General features: G+C 55.2%; 25 protein-coding genes. All 25 read left to right on the top strand.

Annotated features, from left to right (window positions below):
• Nucleotides 1-35: 35 nt before the first annotated feature.
• The 25 genes from rpoC (at nt 36) to rpmD (ending at nt 17609) form a co-directional block, all read left to right on the top strand.
• Nucleotides 36-4235, top strand: a complete 4200-nt coding sequence (rpoC, locus tag ALTER154_RS18925) for a DNA-directed RNA polymerase subunit beta' (RefSeq protein WP_090256282.1) — start codon at nt 36-38, stop codon at nt 4233-4235.
• Between the two features lie 151 nt (nt 4236-4386).
• Nucleotides 4387-4758 (top strand): 30S ribosomal protein S12, encoded by a 372-nt coding sequence (gene rpsL / locus ALTER154_RS18920; protein WP_003463319.1) that lies wholly within the window; start codon nt 4387-4389, stop codon nt 4756-4758.
• A gap of 108 nt (nt 4759-4866) precedes the next feature.
• A complete protein-coding gene (gene rpsG, locus ALTER154_RS18915; RefSeq protein WP_010490886.1) occupies nt 4867-5337 on the top strand; it encodes a 30S ribosomal protein S7 in 471 nt (156 codons plus the stop codon).
• 30 nt (nt 5338-5367) lie between these two features.
• The gene (fusA, locus tag ALTER154_RS18910) at nt 5368-7473 is read left to right on the top strand and encodes an elongation factor G (RefSeq protein ID WP_090256283.1); all 2106 of its coding nucleotides are present in this window, start codon (nt 5368-5370) and stop codon (nt 7471-7473) included.
• A gap of 31 nt (nt 7474-7504) precedes the next feature.
• A complete protein-coding gene (tuf, locus tag ALTER154_RS18905; protein WP_090377379.1) occupies nt 7505-8698 on the top strand; it encodes an elongation factor Tu in 1194 nt (397 codons plus the stop codon).
• Between the two features lie 141 nt (nt 8699-8839).
• Nucleotides 8840-9151: a 30S ribosomal protein S10 gene (gene rpsJ, locus ALTER154_RS18900; protein WP_010486970.1), complete on the top strand. Its 312-nt coding sequence runs from the start codon at nt 8840-8842 to the stop codon at nt 9149-9151.
• Nucleotides 9152-9235: 84 nt separating this feature from the next.
• Nucleotides 9236-9871 carry a 50S ribosomal protein L3 gene (rplC, locus tag ALTER154_RS18895; protein ID WP_090255807.1) on the top strand — a complete coding sequence of 212 codons (636 nt, stop codon included), beginning with the start codon at nt 9236-9238 and terminating at the stop codon, nt 9869-9871.
• Nucleotides 9872-9883: 12 nt separating this feature from the next.
• On the top strand, nt 9884-10486 hold the full coding sequence (gene rplD / locus ALTER154_RS18890) for a 50S ribosomal protein L4 (RefSeq protein ID WP_090255805.1): 603 nt from the start codon (nt 9884-9886) through the stop codon (nt 10484-10486).
• A complete protein-coding gene (gene rplW / locus ALTER154_RS18885) occupies nt 10483-10782 on the top strand; it encodes a 50S ribosomal protein L23 (protein WP_160089364.1) in 300 nt (99 codons plus the stop codon). The genes rplD and rplW overlap by 4 nt, the downstream gene beginning before the upstream one ends.
• Nucleotides 10783-10796: 14 nt before the next feature.
• On the top strand, nt 10797-11621 hold the full coding sequence (gene rplB, locus ALTER154_RS18880) for a 50S ribosomal protein L2 (RefSeq protein WP_090255801.1): 825 nt from the start codon (nt 10797-10799) through the stop codon (nt 11619-11621).
• 16 nt (nt 11622-11637) lie between these two features.
• Nucleotides 11638-11913 (top strand): 30S ribosomal protein S19, encoded by a 276-nt coding sequence (rpsS, locus tag ALTER154_RS18875; RefSeq protein WP_010486981.1) that lies wholly within the window; start codon nt 11638-11640, stop codon nt 11911-11913.
• An 11-nt stretch (nt 11914-11924) separates the two neighbouring features.
• Nucleotides 11925-12257, top strand: a complete 333-nt coding sequence (rplV, locus tag ALTER154_RS18870; protein ID WP_003210077.1) for a 50S ribosomal protein L22 — start codon at nt 11925-11927, stop codon at nt 12255-12257.
• Nucleotides 12258-12270: 13 nt separating this feature from the next.
• A complete protein-coding gene (gene rpsC / locus ALTER154_RS18865; protein ID WP_069519907.1) occupies nt 12271-12957 on the top strand; it encodes a 30S ribosomal protein S3 in 687 nt (228 codons plus the stop codon).
• Nucleotides 12958-12969: 12 nt separating this feature from the next.
• Nucleotides 12970-13383, top strand: coding sequence for a 50S ribosomal protein L16 (gene rplP, locus ALTER154_RS18860; RefSeq protein ID WP_090255798.1), 414 nt, complete (start codon nt 12970-12972; stop codon nt 13381-13383).
• Nucleotides 13383-13574 carry a 50S ribosomal protein L29 gene (gene rpmC, locus ALTER154_RS18855; RefSeq protein WP_002555481.1) on the top strand — a complete coding sequence of 64 codons (192 nt, stop codon included), beginning with the start codon at nt 13383-13385 and terminating at the stop codon, nt 13572-13574. Before rplP ends, rpmC begins: the two co-directional genes overlap by 1 nt.
• Nucleotides 13575-13576: 2 nt before the next feature.
• Nucleotides 13577-13843 carry a 30S ribosomal protein S17 gene (gene rpsQ, locus ALTER154_RS18850; protein WP_090255823.1) on the top strand — a complete coding sequence of 89 codons (267 nt, stop codon included), beginning with the start codon at nt 13577-13579 and terminating at the stop codon, nt 13841-13843.
• A gap of 23 nt (nt 13844-13866) precedes the next feature.
• Entirely contained in the window at nt 13867-14235 is a 369-nt protein-coding gene (rplN, locus tag ALTER154_RS18845) for a 50S ribosomal protein L14 (protein WP_003281831.1), read from the top strand.
• 11 nt (nt 14236-14246) lie between these two features.
• On the top strand, nt 14247-14561 hold the full coding sequence (gene rplX / locus ALTER154_RS18840) for a 50S ribosomal protein L24 (RefSeq protein ID WP_008374158.1): 315 nt from the start codon (nt 14247-14249) through the stop codon (nt 14559-14561).
• Nucleotides 14562-14581: 20 nt separating this feature from the next.
• Nucleotides 14582-15121 carry a 50S ribosomal protein L5 gene (gene rplE / locus ALTER154_RS18835; protein WP_090255796.1) on the top strand — a complete coding sequence of 180 codons (540 nt, stop codon included), beginning with the start codon at nt 14582-14584 and terminating at the stop codon, nt 15119-15121.
• A 13-nt stretch (nt 15122-15134) separates the two neighbouring features.
• Nucleotides 15135-15440 (top strand): 30S ribosomal protein S14, encoded by a 306-nt coding sequence (rpsN, locus tag ALTER154_RS18830; RefSeq protein ID WP_090243102.1) that lies wholly within the window; start codon nt 15135-15137, stop codon nt 15438-15440.
• Between the two features lie 183 nt (nt 15441-15623).
• Nucleotides 15624-16016 carry a 30S ribosomal protein S8 gene (gene rpsH, locus ALTER154_RS18825; RefSeq protein WP_069519903.1) on the top strand — a complete coding sequence of 131 codons (393 nt, stop codon included), beginning with the start codon at nt 15624-15626 and terminating at the stop codon, nt 16014-16016.
• A 12-nt stretch (nt 16017-16028) separates the two neighbouring features.
• Complete coding sequence (gene rplF / locus ALTER154_RS18820) at nt 16029-16562, top strand: 50S ribosomal protein L6 (RefSeq protein ID WP_160089362.1); 534 nt, start codon at nt 16029-16031, stop codon at nt 16560-16562.
• Nucleotides 16563-16572: 10 nt separating this feature from the next.
• Entirely contained in the window at nt 16573-16923 is a 351-nt protein-coding gene (rplR, locus tag ALTER154_RS18815; protein WP_003293038.1) for a 50S ribosomal protein L18, read from the top strand.
• A 3-nt stretch (nt 16924-16926) separates the two neighbouring features.
• Entirely contained in the window at nt 16927-17427 is a 501-nt protein-coding gene (gene rpsE, locus ALTER154_RS18810; RefSeq protein ID WP_090255789.1) for a 30S ribosomal protein S5, read from the top strand.
• 2 nt (nt 17428-17429) lie between these two features.
• Nucleotides 17430-17609 carry a 50S ribosomal protein L30 gene (gene rpmD, locus ALTER154_RS18805; RefSeq protein ID WP_079204534.1) on the top strand — a complete coding sequence of 60 codons (180 nt, stop codon included), beginning with the start codon at nt 17430-17432 and terminating at the stop codon, nt 17607-17609.
• Nucleotides 17610-17612: the final 3 nt, after the last annotated feature.

Genomic DNA, 17612 nt, shown 5'->3' with positions numbered 1-17612 from the left:
ACAGCCCGCTCTCTGCTCCGCCAGGAGGAAAGGCCTTGAAAGACCTACTGAATTTGCTGAAAAACCAGGGTCAAGTCGAAGAGTTCGATGCTATTCGCATCGGCCTTGCTTCGCCTGAGATGATCCGTTCGTGGTCGTTCGGTGAAGTTAAAAAGCCGGAAACCATCAACTACCGTACGTTCAAGCCTGAGCGTGACGGCCTGTTCTGCGCCAAGATCTTTGGCCCGGTAAAGGATTACGAGTGCCTGTGCGGTAAGTACAAGCGCTTGAAGCATCGCGGCGTGATCTGCGAGAAGTGCGGCGTTGAAGTTGCACTGGCCAAGGTTCGTCGTGAGCGCATGGCGCACATCGAACTGGCTTCGCCGGTTGCCCACATCTGGTTCTTGAAATCGCTGCCAAGCCGTATCGGTTTGCTGATGGACATGACCCTGCGTGATATCGAACGCGTTCTCTACTTCGAGAGCTATGTCGTTATCGACCCAGGCATGACCACCCTTGAAAAAGGCCAGCTGCTGAACGACGAGCAGTACTTCGAAGCCCTCGAAGAGTTCGGTGATGACTTCGACGCCCGCATGGGTGCTGAAGCCGTTCGCGAACTGCTGCACGCGATCGACTTGGAGCACGAGATTGGCCGTCTGCGCGAAGAAATTCCGCAAACCAACTCGGAAACCAAGATCAAGAAGCTGTCCAAGCGTCTGAAGCTGATGGAAGCTTTCCTCGGTTCGGGCAACCTGCCTGAGTGGATGGTGTTGACCGTTCTGCCGGTTCTGCCGCCAGATCTGCGTCCGCTGGTTCCGCTCGACGGTGGCCGTTTCGCGACTTCGGATCTCAACGATCTGTATCGCCGCGTGATCAACCGTAACAACCGCCTCAAGCGCCTGCTCGATCTGTCCGCACCGGACATCATCGTGCGCAACGAAAAGCGCATGCTGCAGGAAGCGGTCGACGCCCTGCTTGACAACGGCCGTCGCGGTCGCGCCATCACTGGCTCGAACAAGCGTCCGCTGAAGTCCTTGGCTGACATGATCAAGGGTAAGCAAGGTCGTTTCCGTCAGAACTTGCTCGGTAAGCGCGTGGACTACTCCGGTCGTTCCGTTATTACCGTGGGCCCGACTCTGCGTCTGCACCAGTGCGGTCTGCCGAAGAAGATGGCGCTCGAGCTGTTCAAGCCGTTCATTTTCGGCAAGCTGGAAATGCGTGGTCTGGCGACCACCATCAAGGCTGCCAAGAAGATGGTCGAGCGCGAGCTGCCAGAGGTTTGGGACGTTCTCGCCGAAGTGATTCGCGAACACCCAGTGCTGCTCAACCGTGCACCAACCCTTCACCGTCTGGGCATCCAGGCGTTTGAACCGGTTCTGATCGAAGGTAAAGCGATTCAGCTGCACCCGCTGGTCTGCGCCGCGTACAACGCCGACTTCGACGGTGACCAGATGGCCGTGCACGTACCGCTGACGCTGGAAGCCCAGCTGGAAGCGCGCGCACTGATGATGTCGACCAACAACATCCTGTCGCCTGCCAACGGTGAGCCAATCATCGTTCCTTCGCAGGACGTGGTACTGGGTCTGTATTACATGACCCGCGAAGCGATCAACGCCAAGGGCGAAGGCCGCGTATTCGCTGACCTGCAGGAAGTTGACCGGGTTTTCCGTGGTGGCGAAGCCTCGCTGCATGCTCGCGTAAAAGTGCGCATCAACGAAGTGATCAAAGACCGCGACGGCACCATCACCAAGAACACCCGTATCGTCGACACCACTGTCGGCCGTGCGTTGCTGTTCCAGATCGTGCCGGATGGCCTGTCGTATGACGTGGTCAACCAGTCGATGAAGAAGAAGGCGATCTCCAAGCTGATCAACCAGTGCTACCGCACCGTTGGCTTGAAAGACACCGTTATCTTCGCTGACCAGCTGATGTACACCGGTTTCGCTTACTCGACCATCTCTGGTGTGTCGATCGGCGTGAACGACTTCGTTATCCCGGATGAGAAGGCGCGCATCATTGACGCCGCCACCGAAGAAGTTAAAGAGATCGAATCGCAGTACGCCTCCGGCCTGGTAACCCAGGGCGAGAAGTACAACAAGGTGATCGACCTCTGGTCCAAGGCTAACGACGAAGTGTCCAAAGCGATGATGGCCAACCTCTCGAAAGAGAAAGTGGTTGATCGCGAAGGCAAAACCGTTGAGCAAGAGTCGTTCAACTCGATGTACATGATGGCCGACTCCGGCGCGCGGGGTTCTGCTGCGCAGATCCGTCAGCTCGCTGGTATGCGTGGTCTGATGGCCAAGCCAGACGGTTCGATCATCGAAACGCCGATCACCGCGAACTTCCGCGAAGGTCTGTCGGTTCTGCAGTACTTCATCTCGACGCACGGTGCTCGTAAGGGTCTTGCGGATACCGCGTTGAAAACTGCTAACTCCGGTTACCTGACTCGTCGTCTGGTAGACGTGGCACAGGATCTGGTGGTTACCGCAATCGATTGCGGCACCGAGCATGGCCTGCTGATGACGCCGCACATTGAAGGCGGTGACGTAGTTGAGCCGCTGGGTGAGCGTGTACTGGGTCGTGTCATCGCCCGTGACGTGTTCAAGCCTGGCACCGAGGAGCTTCTGGTTCCGGCTGGTACCTTGGTTGATGAGCAGTGGGTTGAATTCATCGAGCTGAACAGCATCGACGAAGTGATCGTACGTTCGCCGATTAGCTGTGAAACCCGCTACGGGATCTGCGCCAAGTGCTACGGTCGCGACCTGGCCCGTGGTCACCAGATCAATATCGGTGAAGCAGTCGGCGTTATCGCTGCTCAGTCGATCGGTGAGCCGGGTACCCAGCTGACCATGCGTACGTTCCACATTGGTGGTGCGGCTAGCCGGACCTCGGCTGCTGACAGCGTACAAGTGAAGAATGGCGGTGCGATTCGTCTGCACAACCTGAAGCACGTTGAGCGTCTTGACGGTAACCTGGTAGCGGTTTCCCGTTCCGGTGAGCTGGCGATTGCTGACGAGTTCGGTCGTGAGCGCGAGCGTTACAAGCTGCCATACGGTGCTGTGATTTCCGTGAAGGAAGGCGACAAGGTTGATGCTGGCGCCATCGTCGCCAAGTGGGACCCGCACACCCACCCGATCGTTACCGAAATGAAAGGTACCGTGACCTACGTGGGCATGGAAGAAGGCATCACCATCAAGCGTCAGACGGACGAATTGACTGGTTTGACCAACATCGAAGTCCTCGATCCGAAAGATCGTCCGGCTGCCGGCAAGGACATTCGTCCTGCGGTGAAGATGGTTGGCGAAGATGGTAAGGATCTGCTGCTGCCAGGTACCGACGTACTGGCTCAGTATTTCCTGCCGGCCAACGCCCTGGTGGGTGTGGCGAACGGTGCGCAGATCGCGATCGGTGATGTTATCGCTCGTATTCCGCAAGAAACTTCGAAGACCCGTGACATCACCGGTGGTCTGCCGCGCGTTGCCGACTTGTTCGAAGCGCGTCGTCCGAAAGAAGCTTCGATTCTGGCGGAAATCAGCGGCACCATCGCGTTCGGTAAAGAGACCAAAGGCAAACGCCGTCTGGTTATTACCCCGAACGACGGTAGCGATCCGTATGAGGAGCTGATTCCGAAGTGGCGTCACCTGAACGTGTTCGAGGGTGAGCAGGTCAACAAGGGTGAAGTCATCTCCGACGGTCCTAGCGACCCGCACGATATCCTGCGTTTGCTGGGTGTCAGTGCGTTGGCCAAGTACATCGTTAACGAGATTCAGGACGTTTACCGCCTGCAGGGCGTGAAGATCAACGACAAGCACATCGAAACCATCCTGCGTCAGATGTTGCGCAAGGTTGAAGTGGCTGAGTCGGGCGATTCCTCCTTCATCAAGGGCGACCAGATGGAGTTGACCGCGGTACTGGGTGAAAACGAGCGTCTGGCTGCAGAAGACAAGTTCGTTGCCAAGTACACCCGCGTTCTGCTGGGTATCACCAAGGCGTCGTTGTCCACCGAGTCGTTTATCTCGGCGGCATCTTTCCAGGAAACCACTCGCGTTCTTACCGAGGCGGCGGTTACTGGCAAGCGCGACTACCTACGTGGTCTGAAAGAAAACGTGGTTGTGGGTCGTCTGATCCCAGCCGGTACCGGTCTGGCGTATCACAGCGAGCGTAAGCGTAAGCGTGATGCGGCTCAGCCGGTACGTGTCAGCGCCAGTGAAGTGGAAGCCGCACTGACCGAAGCGCTGAACTCCAGCAGCAATTAAGTTCAAAGCCCCGCTAGTTCGCTAGCGGGGCTTTGTCTTGACTGGGGCGGTGAGTCTCTTTAGACTCATGCACCCCTAAATTTGGCAGGGCACGTGCTCTGCCATTTTGTTTGTAGGGCAATAGCGTCGCAAGACAACAGTGGAGCTTAAGATGGCAACTATCAACCAGCTGGTACGTCAGCCGCGTAAGCGTATCGTCGAGAAATCCGACGTGCCTGCGCTGCAGAACTGCCCGCAGCGTCGTGGTGTGTGCACTCGCGTGTATACCACTACGCCGAAAAAACCTAACTCGGCACTGCGTAAAGTATGCCGTGTACGCCTGACCAACGGTTTCGAGGTTTCCTCGTACATCGGCGGTGAAGGCCACAACCTGCAAGAACACAGCGTCGTACTGATTCGCGGCGGCCGTGTAAAAGACTTGCCAGGTGTGCGTTATCACACCGTGCGCGGTTCGCTGGATACCTCCGGCGTTAAAGACCGTAAGCAGGGTCGTTCGAAGTACGGTACCAAGCGTCCGAAGTAATCGGCGGTTGTACTGAATTGCGAATTTCTAATTTTCTGAGTCGATAAGAGTAAGGTCGGGCGCAATGCGGTCCCGAGCTAACCTGAAGACCGTTTGAGGGCTTATCACATGCCAAGACGTCGTGTAGCAGCCAAGCGCGAAGTGCTTGATGATCCAAAATACGGAAGCCAAATCCTGGCCAAGTTCATGAACCACGTGATGGAAAGCGGCAAGAAAGCCGTTGCCGAGCGTATTGTTTATGGCGCCCTGGACAAGGTTAAAGAGCGTAAGAACAGCGATCCCCTGGAAATCTTCGAGAAAGCTCTCGACGCCATCGCTCCGCTGGTCGAAGTGAAGTCGCGCCGTGTAGGTGGTGCTACTTACCAGGTTCCGGTCGAAGTTCGTCCGTCCCGTCGTAATGCTCTTGCCATGCGCTGGCTGGTAGATTTCGCCCGTAAGCGTGGCGAGAAGTCTATGGCTCTGCGTTTGGCTGGTGAGTTGCTGGATGCCGCTGAAGGCAAAGGTGCTGCAGTTAAGAAGCGTGAAGACGTGCACCGTATGGCTGAAGCCAACAAGGCTTTCTCGCACTACCGCTTCTAATTATCGCGCTTCTAAATTTGCGAGGGCTTTATGGCTCGTACTACACCGATTAACCGTTACCGTAACATCGGTATCGTGGCTCACGTGGACGCGGGTAAAACCACGACCACTGAGCGTGTGCTTTTCTATACAGGCAAAAGCCACAAGATGGGCGAGGTGCATGACGGCGCCGCGACCACAGACTGGATGGTGCAGGAGCAGGAGCGTGGTATTACCATCACTTCGGCTGCTATTACCGCCTTCTGGAAAGGTTCCGAGAAGCAGTACAAAGATGAGCATCGCTTCAACGTAATTGATACCCCCGGCCACGTTGACTTCACCATTGAAGTTGAGCGTTCGCTGCGTGTACTCGATGGCGCGGTCGTTGTGTTCTGCGGTACTTCGGGCGTTGAGCCTCAGTCGGAAACCGTATGGCGTCAGGCCAACAAGTACGGTGTTCCACGTCTTGTTTACGTCAACAAGATGGACCGTGCTGGTGCTGACTTCCTGCGCGTTATCGGCCAGATCAAGCAGCGTCTGGGTCACACCCCGGTGCCGATCCAGCTGGCCATCGGTGCAGAAGACAACTTCCAGGGTCAGATCGATCTGATCAACATGCAAGCTGTCTACTGGAACGATGCCGACAAAGGTATGGTCCCTGTTCGCAAGGACATTCCAGCTGAATTGCTGGAAGAAGCCGAGAAGTGGCGCGGCAACATGGTTGAGGCTGCGGCCGAAGCCAACGAAGAGCTGATGAACAAATACCTCGAAGGTGAAGAACTCACCATCGAAGAAATTAAGGGCGCTCTGCGTCAGCGTACTATCGCTGGCGAAATCGTTCTGGCTGTTTGCGGTTCTTCCTTCAAGAACAAGGGTGTTCCCCTGGTTCTCGACGCCGTTATCGACTTCCTGCCTGCTCCTACCGACATTCCTGCTATCAAGGGTTCCAACCCAGATAACGAGGAAGAGGAAATGGAGCGTCATGCAAGTGATGACGAGCCGTTCGCGGCGCTGGCGTTCAAGATCGCTACCGACCCATTCGTGGGTACCTTGACCTTCGTCCGCGTTTACTCGGGCGTGTTGGCATCCGGCGACGGCGTGATCAACTCGGTTAAAGGTAAGAAAGAGCGCGTGGGTCGTATGGTGCAAATGCACGCAAACGCTCGCGAAGAGATCAAGGAAGTGCGCGCTGGTGACATCGCGGCCTTGATCGGCATGAAGGACGTCACCACTGGTGAGACTCTGTGCAACGCTGACAAGCCAATCATCCTGGTTCGCATGGACTTCCCGGAGCCGGTTATCTCGGTTGCCGTAGAGCCTAAGACTAAGGACGACCAGGAGAAAATGGGTATCGCACTGGGCAAGCTTGCTCAGGAAGACCCGTCTTTCCGCGTCAAAACTGATGAAGAGACTGGTCAGACGATCATCTCCGGTATGGGTGAGTTGCACCTGGACATCCTGGTCGACCGCATGCGCCGCGAGTTCAACGTCGAAGCCAACATCGGTAAGCCTCAGGTTTCTTATCGTGAGCGCATCACGAAGAGCTGTGAAATCGAAGGCAAGTTCGTTCGTCAGTCCGGTGGTCGTGGTCAGTTCGGTCACTGCTGGGTCCGCTTTGCACCTGCTGACGAAGGTCAGGAAGGTCTGCAGTTCCTGAACGAAGTCGTAGGTGGTGTGATTCCGAAGGAATACATCCCGGCGATCCAGAAGGGTATCGAAGAGCAGATGAAGAACGGCGTTGTTGCCGGTTATCCGCTGATCGGCCTGAAGGCTACCGTGTTCGATGGTTCCTACCACGACGTCGACTCCAACGAGATGGCGTTCAAGGTGGCTGCTTCCATGGCGACCAAGCAACTGGCCCAGAAGGGTGGTGGTGAGTTGCTCGAGCCGATCATGGCGGTAGAAGTTGTTACCCCAGAAGACTACATGGGTGATGTGATGGGCGACCTTAACCGTCGTCGTGGCATGATCCTGGGTATGGAAGACACGATCTCCGGCAAGGTGATTCGTGCTGAAGTTCCGCTGGGTGAGATGTTCGGTTATGCGACCGACGTCCGTTCCATGTCTCAGGGTCGCGCAAGCTACTCCATGGAATTCAAAAAATACAATACGGCTCCGTCGCACATCGTCGAGTCGGTAACCAAAAAACAAGGCTGATTCAGCCCCTTTAAGCTAGGAGTTAATTGTCGTGGCTAAAGAAAAATTTGAACGTAACAAACCGCACGTCAACGTTGGCACTATCGGTCACGTTGACCACGGTAAAACCACTCTGACCGCTGCTCTGACCCGCGTCTGCTCCGAAGTATTCGGTTCGGCCAAGGTTGACTTCGACAAGATCGACAGCGCCCCAGAAGAAAAAGCTCGCGGTATCACCATCAACACCGCTCACGTTGAATACGATTCGTCCGTGCGTCACTACGCACACGTTGACTGCCCAGGTCACGCCGACTACGTAAAAAACATGATCACCGGTGCTGCGCAGATGGACGGCGCTATCCTGGTTTGCTCGGCCGCTGATGGTCCGATGCCGCAAACTCGTGAGCACATCCTGCTGTCCCGTCAGGTAGGCGTTCCGTACATCGTTGTCTTCCTGAACAAGGCTGACATGGTTGACGACGCTGAGCTGCTGGAACTGGTTGAAATGGAAGTGCGCGACCTGCTCAGCACTTACGATTTCCCAGGCGACGACACTCCAATCATCATCGGTTCTGCTCTGATGGCTCTGAACGGCCAAGACGACAACGAAATGGGCACCAGCGCTGTTAAGAAGCTGGTTGAAACTCTGGATAGCTACATCCCAGAGCCAGTTCGTGCAATCGACAAGCCGTTCCTGATGCCAATCGAAGACGTATTCTCGATCTCCGGCCGTGGCACCGTGGTAACTGGTCGTATCGAGCGCGGTATCGTCAAGATCCAGGAAGAAATCGAGATCGTTGGTCTGCGTGACACCACCAAGACCACCTGTACCGGTGTTGAAATGTTCCGCAAGCTGCTCGACGAAGGTCGTGCTGGCGAGAACTGCGGCGTTCTGCTGCGCGGCACCAAGCGTGACGACGTAGAGCGTGGCCAGGTTCTGGTCAAGCCAGGTTCGGTTAAGCCGCACACCACCTTCACTGCAGAAGTGTATGTGTTGAGCAAAGAAGAAGGCGGTCGTCACACTCCGTTCTTCAAAGGCTACCGTCCTCAGTTCTACTTCCGTACTACTGACGTAACTGGTAACTGCGAACTGCCGGAAGGCGTTGAGATGGTAATGCCAGGTGACAACATCCAGATGACTGTCACTCTGATCAAGACCATCGCAATGGAAGAAGGTCTGCGTTTCGCTATTCGTGAAGGCGGTCGTACCGTCGGCGCTGGCGTCGTAGCCAAGATCATCGCGTAAGTGATGGTTTGAGAAAAAGCCCCCGCTTGCGGGGGCTTTTTTATTGGGTTGACACCTGCTAGGGGCGTCTATAGAATCACGCCTCCTTTTAACGGGCGTATTGCGTCCGTTGGGAATAGCAGCTTGGAATCTGAGGTCAAAATGCAAAACCAACAAATCCGTATTCGGTTGAAGGCTTTTGACCATCGCCTGATCGATCAATCAACCCAGGAAATCGTGGAAACCGCGAAACGTACTGGTGCTCAGGTGCGTGGTCCTATTCCTCTGCCTACCCGCAAAGAGCGGTTCACCGTTCTGACCTCGCCACACGTCAACAAAGACGCGCGTGATCAGTTCGAGATCCGTACTCATAAGCGTGTTCTGGACATCGTCCAGCCAACGGATAAAACCGTTGATGCGCTGATGAAGCTTGATCTTGCGGCTGGTGTGGAAGTGCAGATCAGCCTCGGCTAAGACCGCTTTAGGTTTTAGTCGTGTAACGCTCTGAAATGGGCGGCCATAGCGGGTGAAAGCCCCGTACACTCATGAGGTTACAACATGACTATTGGTGTAGTCGGTCGAAAGGCGGGTATGACCCGTATTTTCACCGAAGAAGGTGTCTCCATTCCGGTTACGGTCATTGAGATCGAGCCGAATCGCGTCACTCAGTTCAAAACTGAAGAGTCCGATGGCTATCGTGCAGTGCAAGTCACTGTCGGCGAGCGTCGTGCTTCACGTGTCAGCAAGGCGCAAGCCGGTCACTTCGCTAAGGCGAATGTCGCGGCAGGTCGTACTGTTATGGAATTCCGTCTTGAAGAAGGCGAGTACCAGGCAGGTGATCTGATCAACGCTGAAATATTCCAAGCTGGTCAACTGGTGGATGTCACCGGTCAGTCCAAAGGTAAAGGCTTTGCCGGTACCATCAAGCGTTGGAACTTCCGCGGCCAAGACAACACTCACGGTAACTCCGTGTCCCACCGTGTTCCGGGTTCCATTGGCCAGTGCCAGACTCCGGGTCGCGTATTCAAGGGCAAAAAAATGTCCGGTCATATGGGCGCTGAGCGCGTGACCGTGCAGTCCCTGGAAGTAGTGCGGGTTGACGCTGAACGCAATCTGTTGCTGGTCAAGGGTGCTGTTCCTGGCGCTACTGGCGGCAACCTGGTTGTACGTCCAGCGGCCAAGGCTCGCGGTTAAGGGGAAGCTGACATGCAATTAAATGTAAATGGCGCTCAAGCAATCGAAGTATCCGAAGCCACTTTTGGCGGCGCATACAACGAGACCCTGGTTCACCAAGCAGTTGTGGCCTACATGGCTGGCGGCCGTCAGGGCAGCAAGCAACAGAAGACTCGTTCCGACGTATCCGGTGGCGGTAAGCGCCCATGGCGTCAGAAGGGTACCGGTCGTGCTCGTGCAGGTACCACTCGTGGTCCGATCTGGCGTGGCGGTGGTGTGACCTTCGCGGCTCGTCCGCAGAATCACGATCAAAAGCTGAACAAGAAGATGTATCGCGCTGCATTGCGTTCGATTCTTGCCGAGCTGGTTCGTACTGATCGTTTGATCGTCGTCGAAGACTTCAGCGTTGAAGCTCCGAAGACCAAAGAACTATTGGGCAAGTTGAATGGCATGGGTCTGACCGATGTGCTGATCGTGTCCGATGCTATTGATGAGAATCTGTACCTGGCTGCTCGCAACCTGCCACACGTTGATGTTCGTGACGTGCAAGGTTCCGATCCAGTTAGTCTGATCGCGTATGAAAAGGTGCTGGTCACCGTTTCTGCCGTGAAGAAATTCGAGGAGCTGCTGGGATGAACCAGGAACGCGTATTTAAAGTGCTGCTTGGCCCGCACATCTCCGAGAAGGCCACGGTTCTCGCTGACAAGAAAAGTCAGTTCGTTTTCAAGGTTGCAACCGATGCAACCAAGCTGGAAATCAAGAAGGCCGTCGAAAGCCTGTTCAGCGTGAATGTTGCTGCTGTTAATACCGTGAATGTTCTCGGTAAGACCAAGCGCAATGCTCGCGGTTTGGGCAAGCGTAACGACTGGAAGAAAGCGATCATTTCGCTTCAGCCAGGCCAAGATCTCGATTTCGCCAGCAGTGCTGAGTAAGGAAGGGGTGCATCATGGCAATCGTTAAATGCAAACCGACTTCCCCTGGCCGCCGTTTTGTGGTCAAGGTGGTCAATCAGGAGCTGCATAAAGGCGCTCCTTACGCTCCGCTGCTTGAGAAGAAGTCGAAGACTGGCGGTCGTAACAACAATGGTCGTATCACCACCCGTCATATCGGTGGTGGCCACAAGCAGCATTACCGTCTGGTCGATTTCCGTCGCAACGACAAAGATGGCATTCCAGCCACTGTCGAGCGTATTGAATACGATCCGAACCGTACCGCACACATCGCTCTGCTGATGTATGCAGACGGCGAGCGTCGCTACATCATCGCCCCTAAAGGCGTGAGTGCTGGCGATCAGCTGGTAGCTGGCATCATGGCTCCGATCAAGCCGGGCAACAGTCTGCAACTGCGCAACATTCCAGTTGGTAGCACTGTTCACGGTATCGAACTGAAACCGGGTAAAGGTGCTCAGATCGCTCGTTCCGCTGGTGCTTCGGCTCAGCTGATTGCGCGTGAAGGTGTCTACGTGACCCTGCGTCTGCGTTCCGGTGAGATGCGTAAAGTACTGGCTGAGTGCCGTGCGACCCTGGGCGAAGTCTCGAACTCCGAGCACAGCCTGCGTTCGCTGGGTAAAGCTGGTGCCAAACGCTGGCGTGGCGTTCGCCCAACCGTTCGTGGTGTTGCCATGAACCCGGTTGACCACCCACATGGTGGTGGTGAAGGTCGTACCTCTGGTGGTCGTCATCCGGTGTCTCCATGGGGCTTCCCGACGAAGGGCGCGAAGACTCGTGGTAACAAACGCACCGACAACATGATCGTCCGTCGTCGCAAGTAAATAGAGGGATACGACAGTGCCACGTTCTCTGAAAAAAGGTCCTTTTATTGATCTTCACCTACTGAAGAAGATCGAAGTGGCGGTGGAAAAGAATGATCGCAAGCCGGTGAAAACCTGGTCGCGCCGTTCGATGATCCTGCCACAAATGGTCGGTCTGACCATCGCTGTACATAACGGTCGTCAACATGTCCCAGTTCTCGTGAACGAAGACATGGTCGGTCACAAACTGGGCGAATTTGCCGGCACTCGTACCTATCGTGGGCACGTGGCTGACAAGAAAGCCAAGCGTTAAGGGGTTAGGAAATGGAAGTAGCCGCTAAGTTGTCGGGCGCTCGCATCTCCGCCCAAAAAGCCCGCTTGGTCGCTGACCAGATTCGTGGGAAGAAGGTGGGCGAAGCGCTCAACCTCCTGGCTTTCAGCAGTAAGAAAGCCGCCGAGATCATCAAGAAAGTGCTGGAGTCGGCTGTAGCCAACGCCGAGCACAACGAAGGCGCAGACGTTGATGACTTGAAGGTCAGCACCGTTTTCGTCAACGAAGGGCGTTCGCTGAAGCGCATCATGCCGCGTGCCAAAGGCCGCGCTGATCGCATCGTCAAGCGGTCTTGCCATATCACTGTCAAGGTTGCGGACAAGTAACGGAGTCGATCAGATGGGTCAGAAAGTACATCCCATTGGCATTCGCCTGGGAATCGTCAAGGAGCACACCTCCGTCTGGTACGCCAGCGGTCGGACTTATGCGGACTATTTGTTCGCTGATCTGAAGGTGCGTGAGTATCTCCAAGACAAACTAAAAAGCGCGTCCGTAAGCCGTATCGACATTGCTCGCCCGGCTCAAACCGCACGTATCACCATCCACACTGCTCGTCCCGGTATCGTTATCGGTAAGAAAGGTGAAGATGTTGAGAAGCTGCGTCAGGACCTGACCAAGCAAATGGGTGTGCCTGTGCACATCAATATCGAAGAGATCCGCAAGCCGGAGCTCGACGGTATGCTGGTTGCGCAGAGCGTAGCTCAGCAGCTGGAGCGTCGTGTGATGTTCCGTCGCGCTATGAAACGCGCTGTACAGAACGCCATGCGCATTGGTGCCAAGGGCATCAAAATCCAAGTGAGCGGTCGTCTCGGCGGTGCTGAAATTGCACGTACCGAATGGTATCGCGAAGGTCGTGTGCCGTTGCACACCCTGCGTGCCGATATCGACTATGCCACGTACGAAGCGCACACCACTTACGGTGTGATCGGTGTCAAGGTTTGGATCTTCAAAGGCGAAGTGATTGGTGGCCTTAAAGAAGAACTGAAACCCCAAGCGCCTGCGCCTCGTAAAAAAGCTGCTAAGTAAGGAGTACGCAAAATGTTGCAACCAAAGCGTACGAAGTTCCGTAAGCAGATGACCGGCCACAACCGTGGTCTGGCTCAGCGCGGTAGCAAAGTCAGCTTCGGCGAATTTGCTCTGAAGTCTGTTGCCCGTGGTCGTCTCACCGCCCGTCAGATTGAGTCCGCTCGTCGTGCTCTGACTCGTCACGTTAAGCGTGGCGGGAAAATCTGGATTCGCGTCTTCCCGGACAAGCCGATCTCCAAGAAGCCTCTTGAAGTGCGGATGGGTAAAGGGAAGGGTAGCGTTGAATATTGGGTAGCCCAGATCCAGCCAGGCAAGGTCCTGTATGAGATCGAAGGCGTTTCCGAAGAGTTGGCGCGTGAGGCTTTCGCCCTGGCTGCTGCAAAGCTGCCACTCGCCACCACTTTTGTTAAGCGGACGGTGATGTGATGAAGGCGAATGAACTTCGTGAAAAATCAGCACAGCAGCTGAACGAGCAACTGCTCGGCCTGCTGCGCGACCAGTTCAATCTGCGTATGCAGAAAGCAACTGGCCAGTTGGGGCAGTCTCACCTGCTCTCGCAAGTTAAACGCGACATCGCTCGTGTGAAAACTGTGCTCAACCAGCAGGCAGGTAAGTGATCATGGCTGAAGCCGAAAAAACAGTCCGTACGCTGACCGGCCGTGTCGTCAGCGACAAGATGGACAAGACCATCACCGTATTGATCGAGCGTCGCGTTAAGCACCCGATCTACGGCAAATATGTCAAGCGTTCGACCAAGCTGCACGCACACGACGAAACCAACCAGAGCAAGATCGGCGACAAAGTTTCCATTCGCGAAACTCGTCCCGTTGCCAAGACTAAGTCTTGGGCGCTGGTTGAGATCCTCGAACGCGCAGTGGACGTCTAAGGGCTAAGGGTCGGAGAAATTATATGATTCAGACTCAATCCATGCTCGACGTCGCTGACAACAGCGGTGCTCGTCGCGTTATGTGTATCAAGGTGCTGGGCGGTTCGCACCGCCGTTATGCTGGCATCGGCGACATCATCAAAGTCACCGTTAAGGAAGCAATTCCGCGCGGTAAAGTGAAAAAAGGCCAAGTGATGACTGCTGTTGTAGTCCGCACTCGCCACGGCGTTCGTCGCCCTGATGGCTCGATCATTCGCTTTGATGGCAACGCTGCTGTTCTGCTGAACAACAAGCAAGAGCCAATTGGCACTCGTATTTTTGGGCCAGTGACTCGTGAGCTTCGTACTGAGAAGTTCATGAAGATCGTCTCGCTCGCCCCTGAAGTGCTCTAAGGAGATCCGACATGCAAAAGATTCGTCGTGACGACGAGATCATCGTGATCGCCGGTAAAGACAAAGGTAAGCGTGGCAAGGTGCTCAAGGTTCTCGCTGACGACCGTTTGGTCGTCGGTGGGATCAACCTGGTGAAGCGCCATACCAAGCCGAACCCGATGTCGGGCGTTCAGGGCGGTATCGTCGAGAAAGAAGCGCCATTGCACGCTTCTAACGTGGCCATCTTCAATGGCGAAACCAACAAGGCTGACCGCGTTGGTTTCAAAGTAGAAGAAGGTAAAAAAATTCGTGTCTTCAAGTCGACCCAAAAAGCGGTTGATGCTTGAACACTGCTAGGTAGAAGACCATGGCACGACTAAAAGAGATTTATCGGAAAGAAATCGCTCCCAAGCTTAAGGAAGAACTTAAGCTTGCCAACGTGATGGAAGTTCCGCGTATCACCAAGATCACCCTTAACATGGGCCTGGGCGAAGCAATCGGTGACAAGAAAATCATCGAGCACGCTGTTGCCGACCTGGAAAAGATTACCGGTCAGAAAGTCGTTGTGACTCATGCCCGTAAGTCGATTGCAGGCTTCAAGGTTCGTGAGGGCTGGCCGATCGGCGTTAAAGTAACTCTGCGCCGTGAGCGTATGTACGAGTTCCTGGATCGTCTGCTGTCCATCTCCCTGCCGCGCGTGCGTGACTTCCGCGGCCTGAATGCCAAGTCCTTCGATGGTCGTGGCAACTACAGCATGGGCGTGAAAGAGCAGATCATCTTCCCGGAAATCGACTACGACAAGATCGATGCTCTGCGTGGTCTGGACATTACCCTGACCACCACTGCCCGTACGGATGATGAAGGTCGCGCCTTGCTGCGTGCTTTCAAATTCCCGTTCCGCAACTGATTGGAGTTGGATCATGGCCAAAACCAGCATGAAAAACCGCGAGCTGAAGCGTCAGCAAACGGTAGCCAAGTACGCTAAGAAGCGTGCCGAGCTGAAAGCTACCATCGCCGATCTGAACGCCAGTCCAGAAGCGCGTTGGGAAGCTCAAGTTGCACTGCAGAAGCAGCCGCGTGACGCCAGCGCTTCGCGCCTGCGTAATCGCTGCCGCATTACCGGTCGTCCGCACGGCGTTTATCGCAAGTTCGGTCTGTCGCGTATCAAGCTGCGTGAAGCTGCAATGCGTGGTGATGTACCAGGTCTGGTTAAAGCCAGCTGGTAAAAAACAAAGCCGGCCTAGTGCCGGCTTTGTCTTATCTGTGAATCAGGCCCCTTTGGGGCTTGATTCATTTTTGATCAGTCTCTAGAATGCTCGGCTCGCCTGAGCCTGGGTTCAATTTTTCTCAGAATTCTCAGCGACTGTAGCCGCAAGGCTAATTCTTTTTGTATCAGGAGCGTCTAGCCCATGAGTATGCAGGACCCGTTAGCGGACATGCTAACTCGTATCCGTAATGCCCAGATGGCTGAAAAGTCCGTCGTAAGCATGCCGTCTTCCACGTTGAAGGTGGCTGTAGCCAAAGTTTTGAAAGACGAAGGTTATATTGCGGGTTATCAGATCAGCGGTGAAGTTAAGCCGCAGCTGTCCATCGAGCTGAAATACTTCGAAGGCCGTCCGGTTATCGAAGAAGTTAAGCGCGTTAGCCGTCCAGGCCTTCGCCAATACAAATCCGTCGATGATCTGCCGAAAGTTCGTGGCGGTCTCGGTGTATCCATCGTCTCCACCAACAAGGGTGTGATGACGGACCGCGCTGCGCGCGCTGCCGGTGTCGGCGGCGAAGTGCTTTGCACAGTGTTCTAAGGGGGGATAAGCATGTCTCGCGTTGCTAAGAACCCCGTAAAGCTGCCCGCTGGTGTTGAGATCAAACTCGCCGGCCAACAGCTTTCGGTAAAGGGTGCCAAGGGCACTCTCGAACTGAACGTTCACTCGTCCGTTGAAGTTCTGCAAGAAGCCGGTGAGCTGCGTTTCGCTGCTCGCAATGGCGATCAGCAGACTCGTGCAATGGCCGGTACCACTCGCGCCCTGGTCAACAATATGGTGATCGGTGTTAGCACTGGCTTCGAGCGTAAGCTGCAGCTGGTTGGTGTTGGTTACAAAGCGCAAGCCAAAGGTCAGGTGCTGAACCTCGCTCTCGGCTTCTCCCATCCGATCGACTATGAGTTGCCGGACGGTGTAGTTGCTGAAACCCCGAACCAGACCGAGATCCTGATCAAGGGTGTCGACAAACAACTGGTTGGTCAGGTCGCTGCGGAGATTCGTGACTTCCGTCGTCCTGAACCTTATAAGGGCAAAGGTGTTCGTTACGCTGACGAAGTCGTCCGCCGTAAAGAAGCCAAGAAGAAGTAGGGCATAGCAAATGACCGACAAAAAAGTTACTCGACTGCGTCGCGCTCGCAAAGCACGCCTGAAAATGCACGAGCTCGAAGCCGTGCGTCTCTGCGTGTATCGCTCTTCGCAGCACATCTATGCCCAGGTCATTTCGGCCGACGGCAGCAAGGTTCTGGCCAGCGCCTCTACCTTGGACAAAGCACTGCGTGACGGCGCCACTGGCAACGTCGACGCGGCCAAGAAAGTTGGCGAACTGGTTGCCGAGCGTGCGAAAGCCGCTGGTGTAACTCAGGTTGCATTCGACCGTTCTGGCTTCAAGTACCACGGCCGCGTCAAGGCGCTGGCTGATGCTGCTCGTGAAGGCGGGCTGGAGTTCTAAGTTATGGCAAATAACGACCAAAAGCGCGACGAAGGCTATATCGAGAAGCTGGTACAGGTTAACCGCGTTGCCAAGACCGTTAAGGGTGGCCGTATCTTCACTTTCACCGCGTTGACCGTGGTTGGTGATGGTAAGGGTCGCGTCGGTTTCGGCCGTGGCAAATCCCGTGAAGTGCCTGCTGCCATCCAGAAAGCGATGGAAGCTGCTCGTCGCAACATGATCCAGGTTGATCTGAACGGCACTACTCTGCAGTACGCAATGAAGTCTGCTCATGGCGCCTCCAAGGTGTACATGCAGCCTGCTTCTGAAGGTACCGGCATCATCGCCGGCGGCGCTATGCGTGCCGTTCTGGAAGTGGCTGGCGTGCAGAACGTTCTGGCTAAGTGCTACGGCTCGACTAACCCAGTGAACGTGGTGTACGCCACTTTCAAAGGTTTGAAAGCTATGCAGTCGCCAGGTTCTGTTGCGGCTAAGCGTGGCAAGAGCGTCGAGGAGATTCTCTAATCATGGCTAATACCGTAAAAGTCACGCTGATCAAAAGCATGACCGGCCGCATCCCTAACCATAAGCTCTGCGTTAAGGGTCTGGGTCTGCGTCGCATCGGTCACACCGTAGAAGTGCTGGATACTCCCGAGAATCGCGGGATGATCAACAAGGCTTACTACATGCTGCGAGTCGAGGGTTAATAC

Origin of the sequence: Pseudomonas sp. 9AZ (assembly GCF_902506525.1) — a bacterium.
Taxonomy (GTDB): domain Bacteria; phylum Pseudomonadota; class Gammaproteobacteria; order Pseudomonadales; family Pseudomonadaceae; genus Aquipseudomonas; species Aquipseudomonas peli.
The sequence above is the reverse complement of the archived record's forward strand: the minus strand, read 5'-3'. Positions and strand labels throughout refer to the sequence as shown.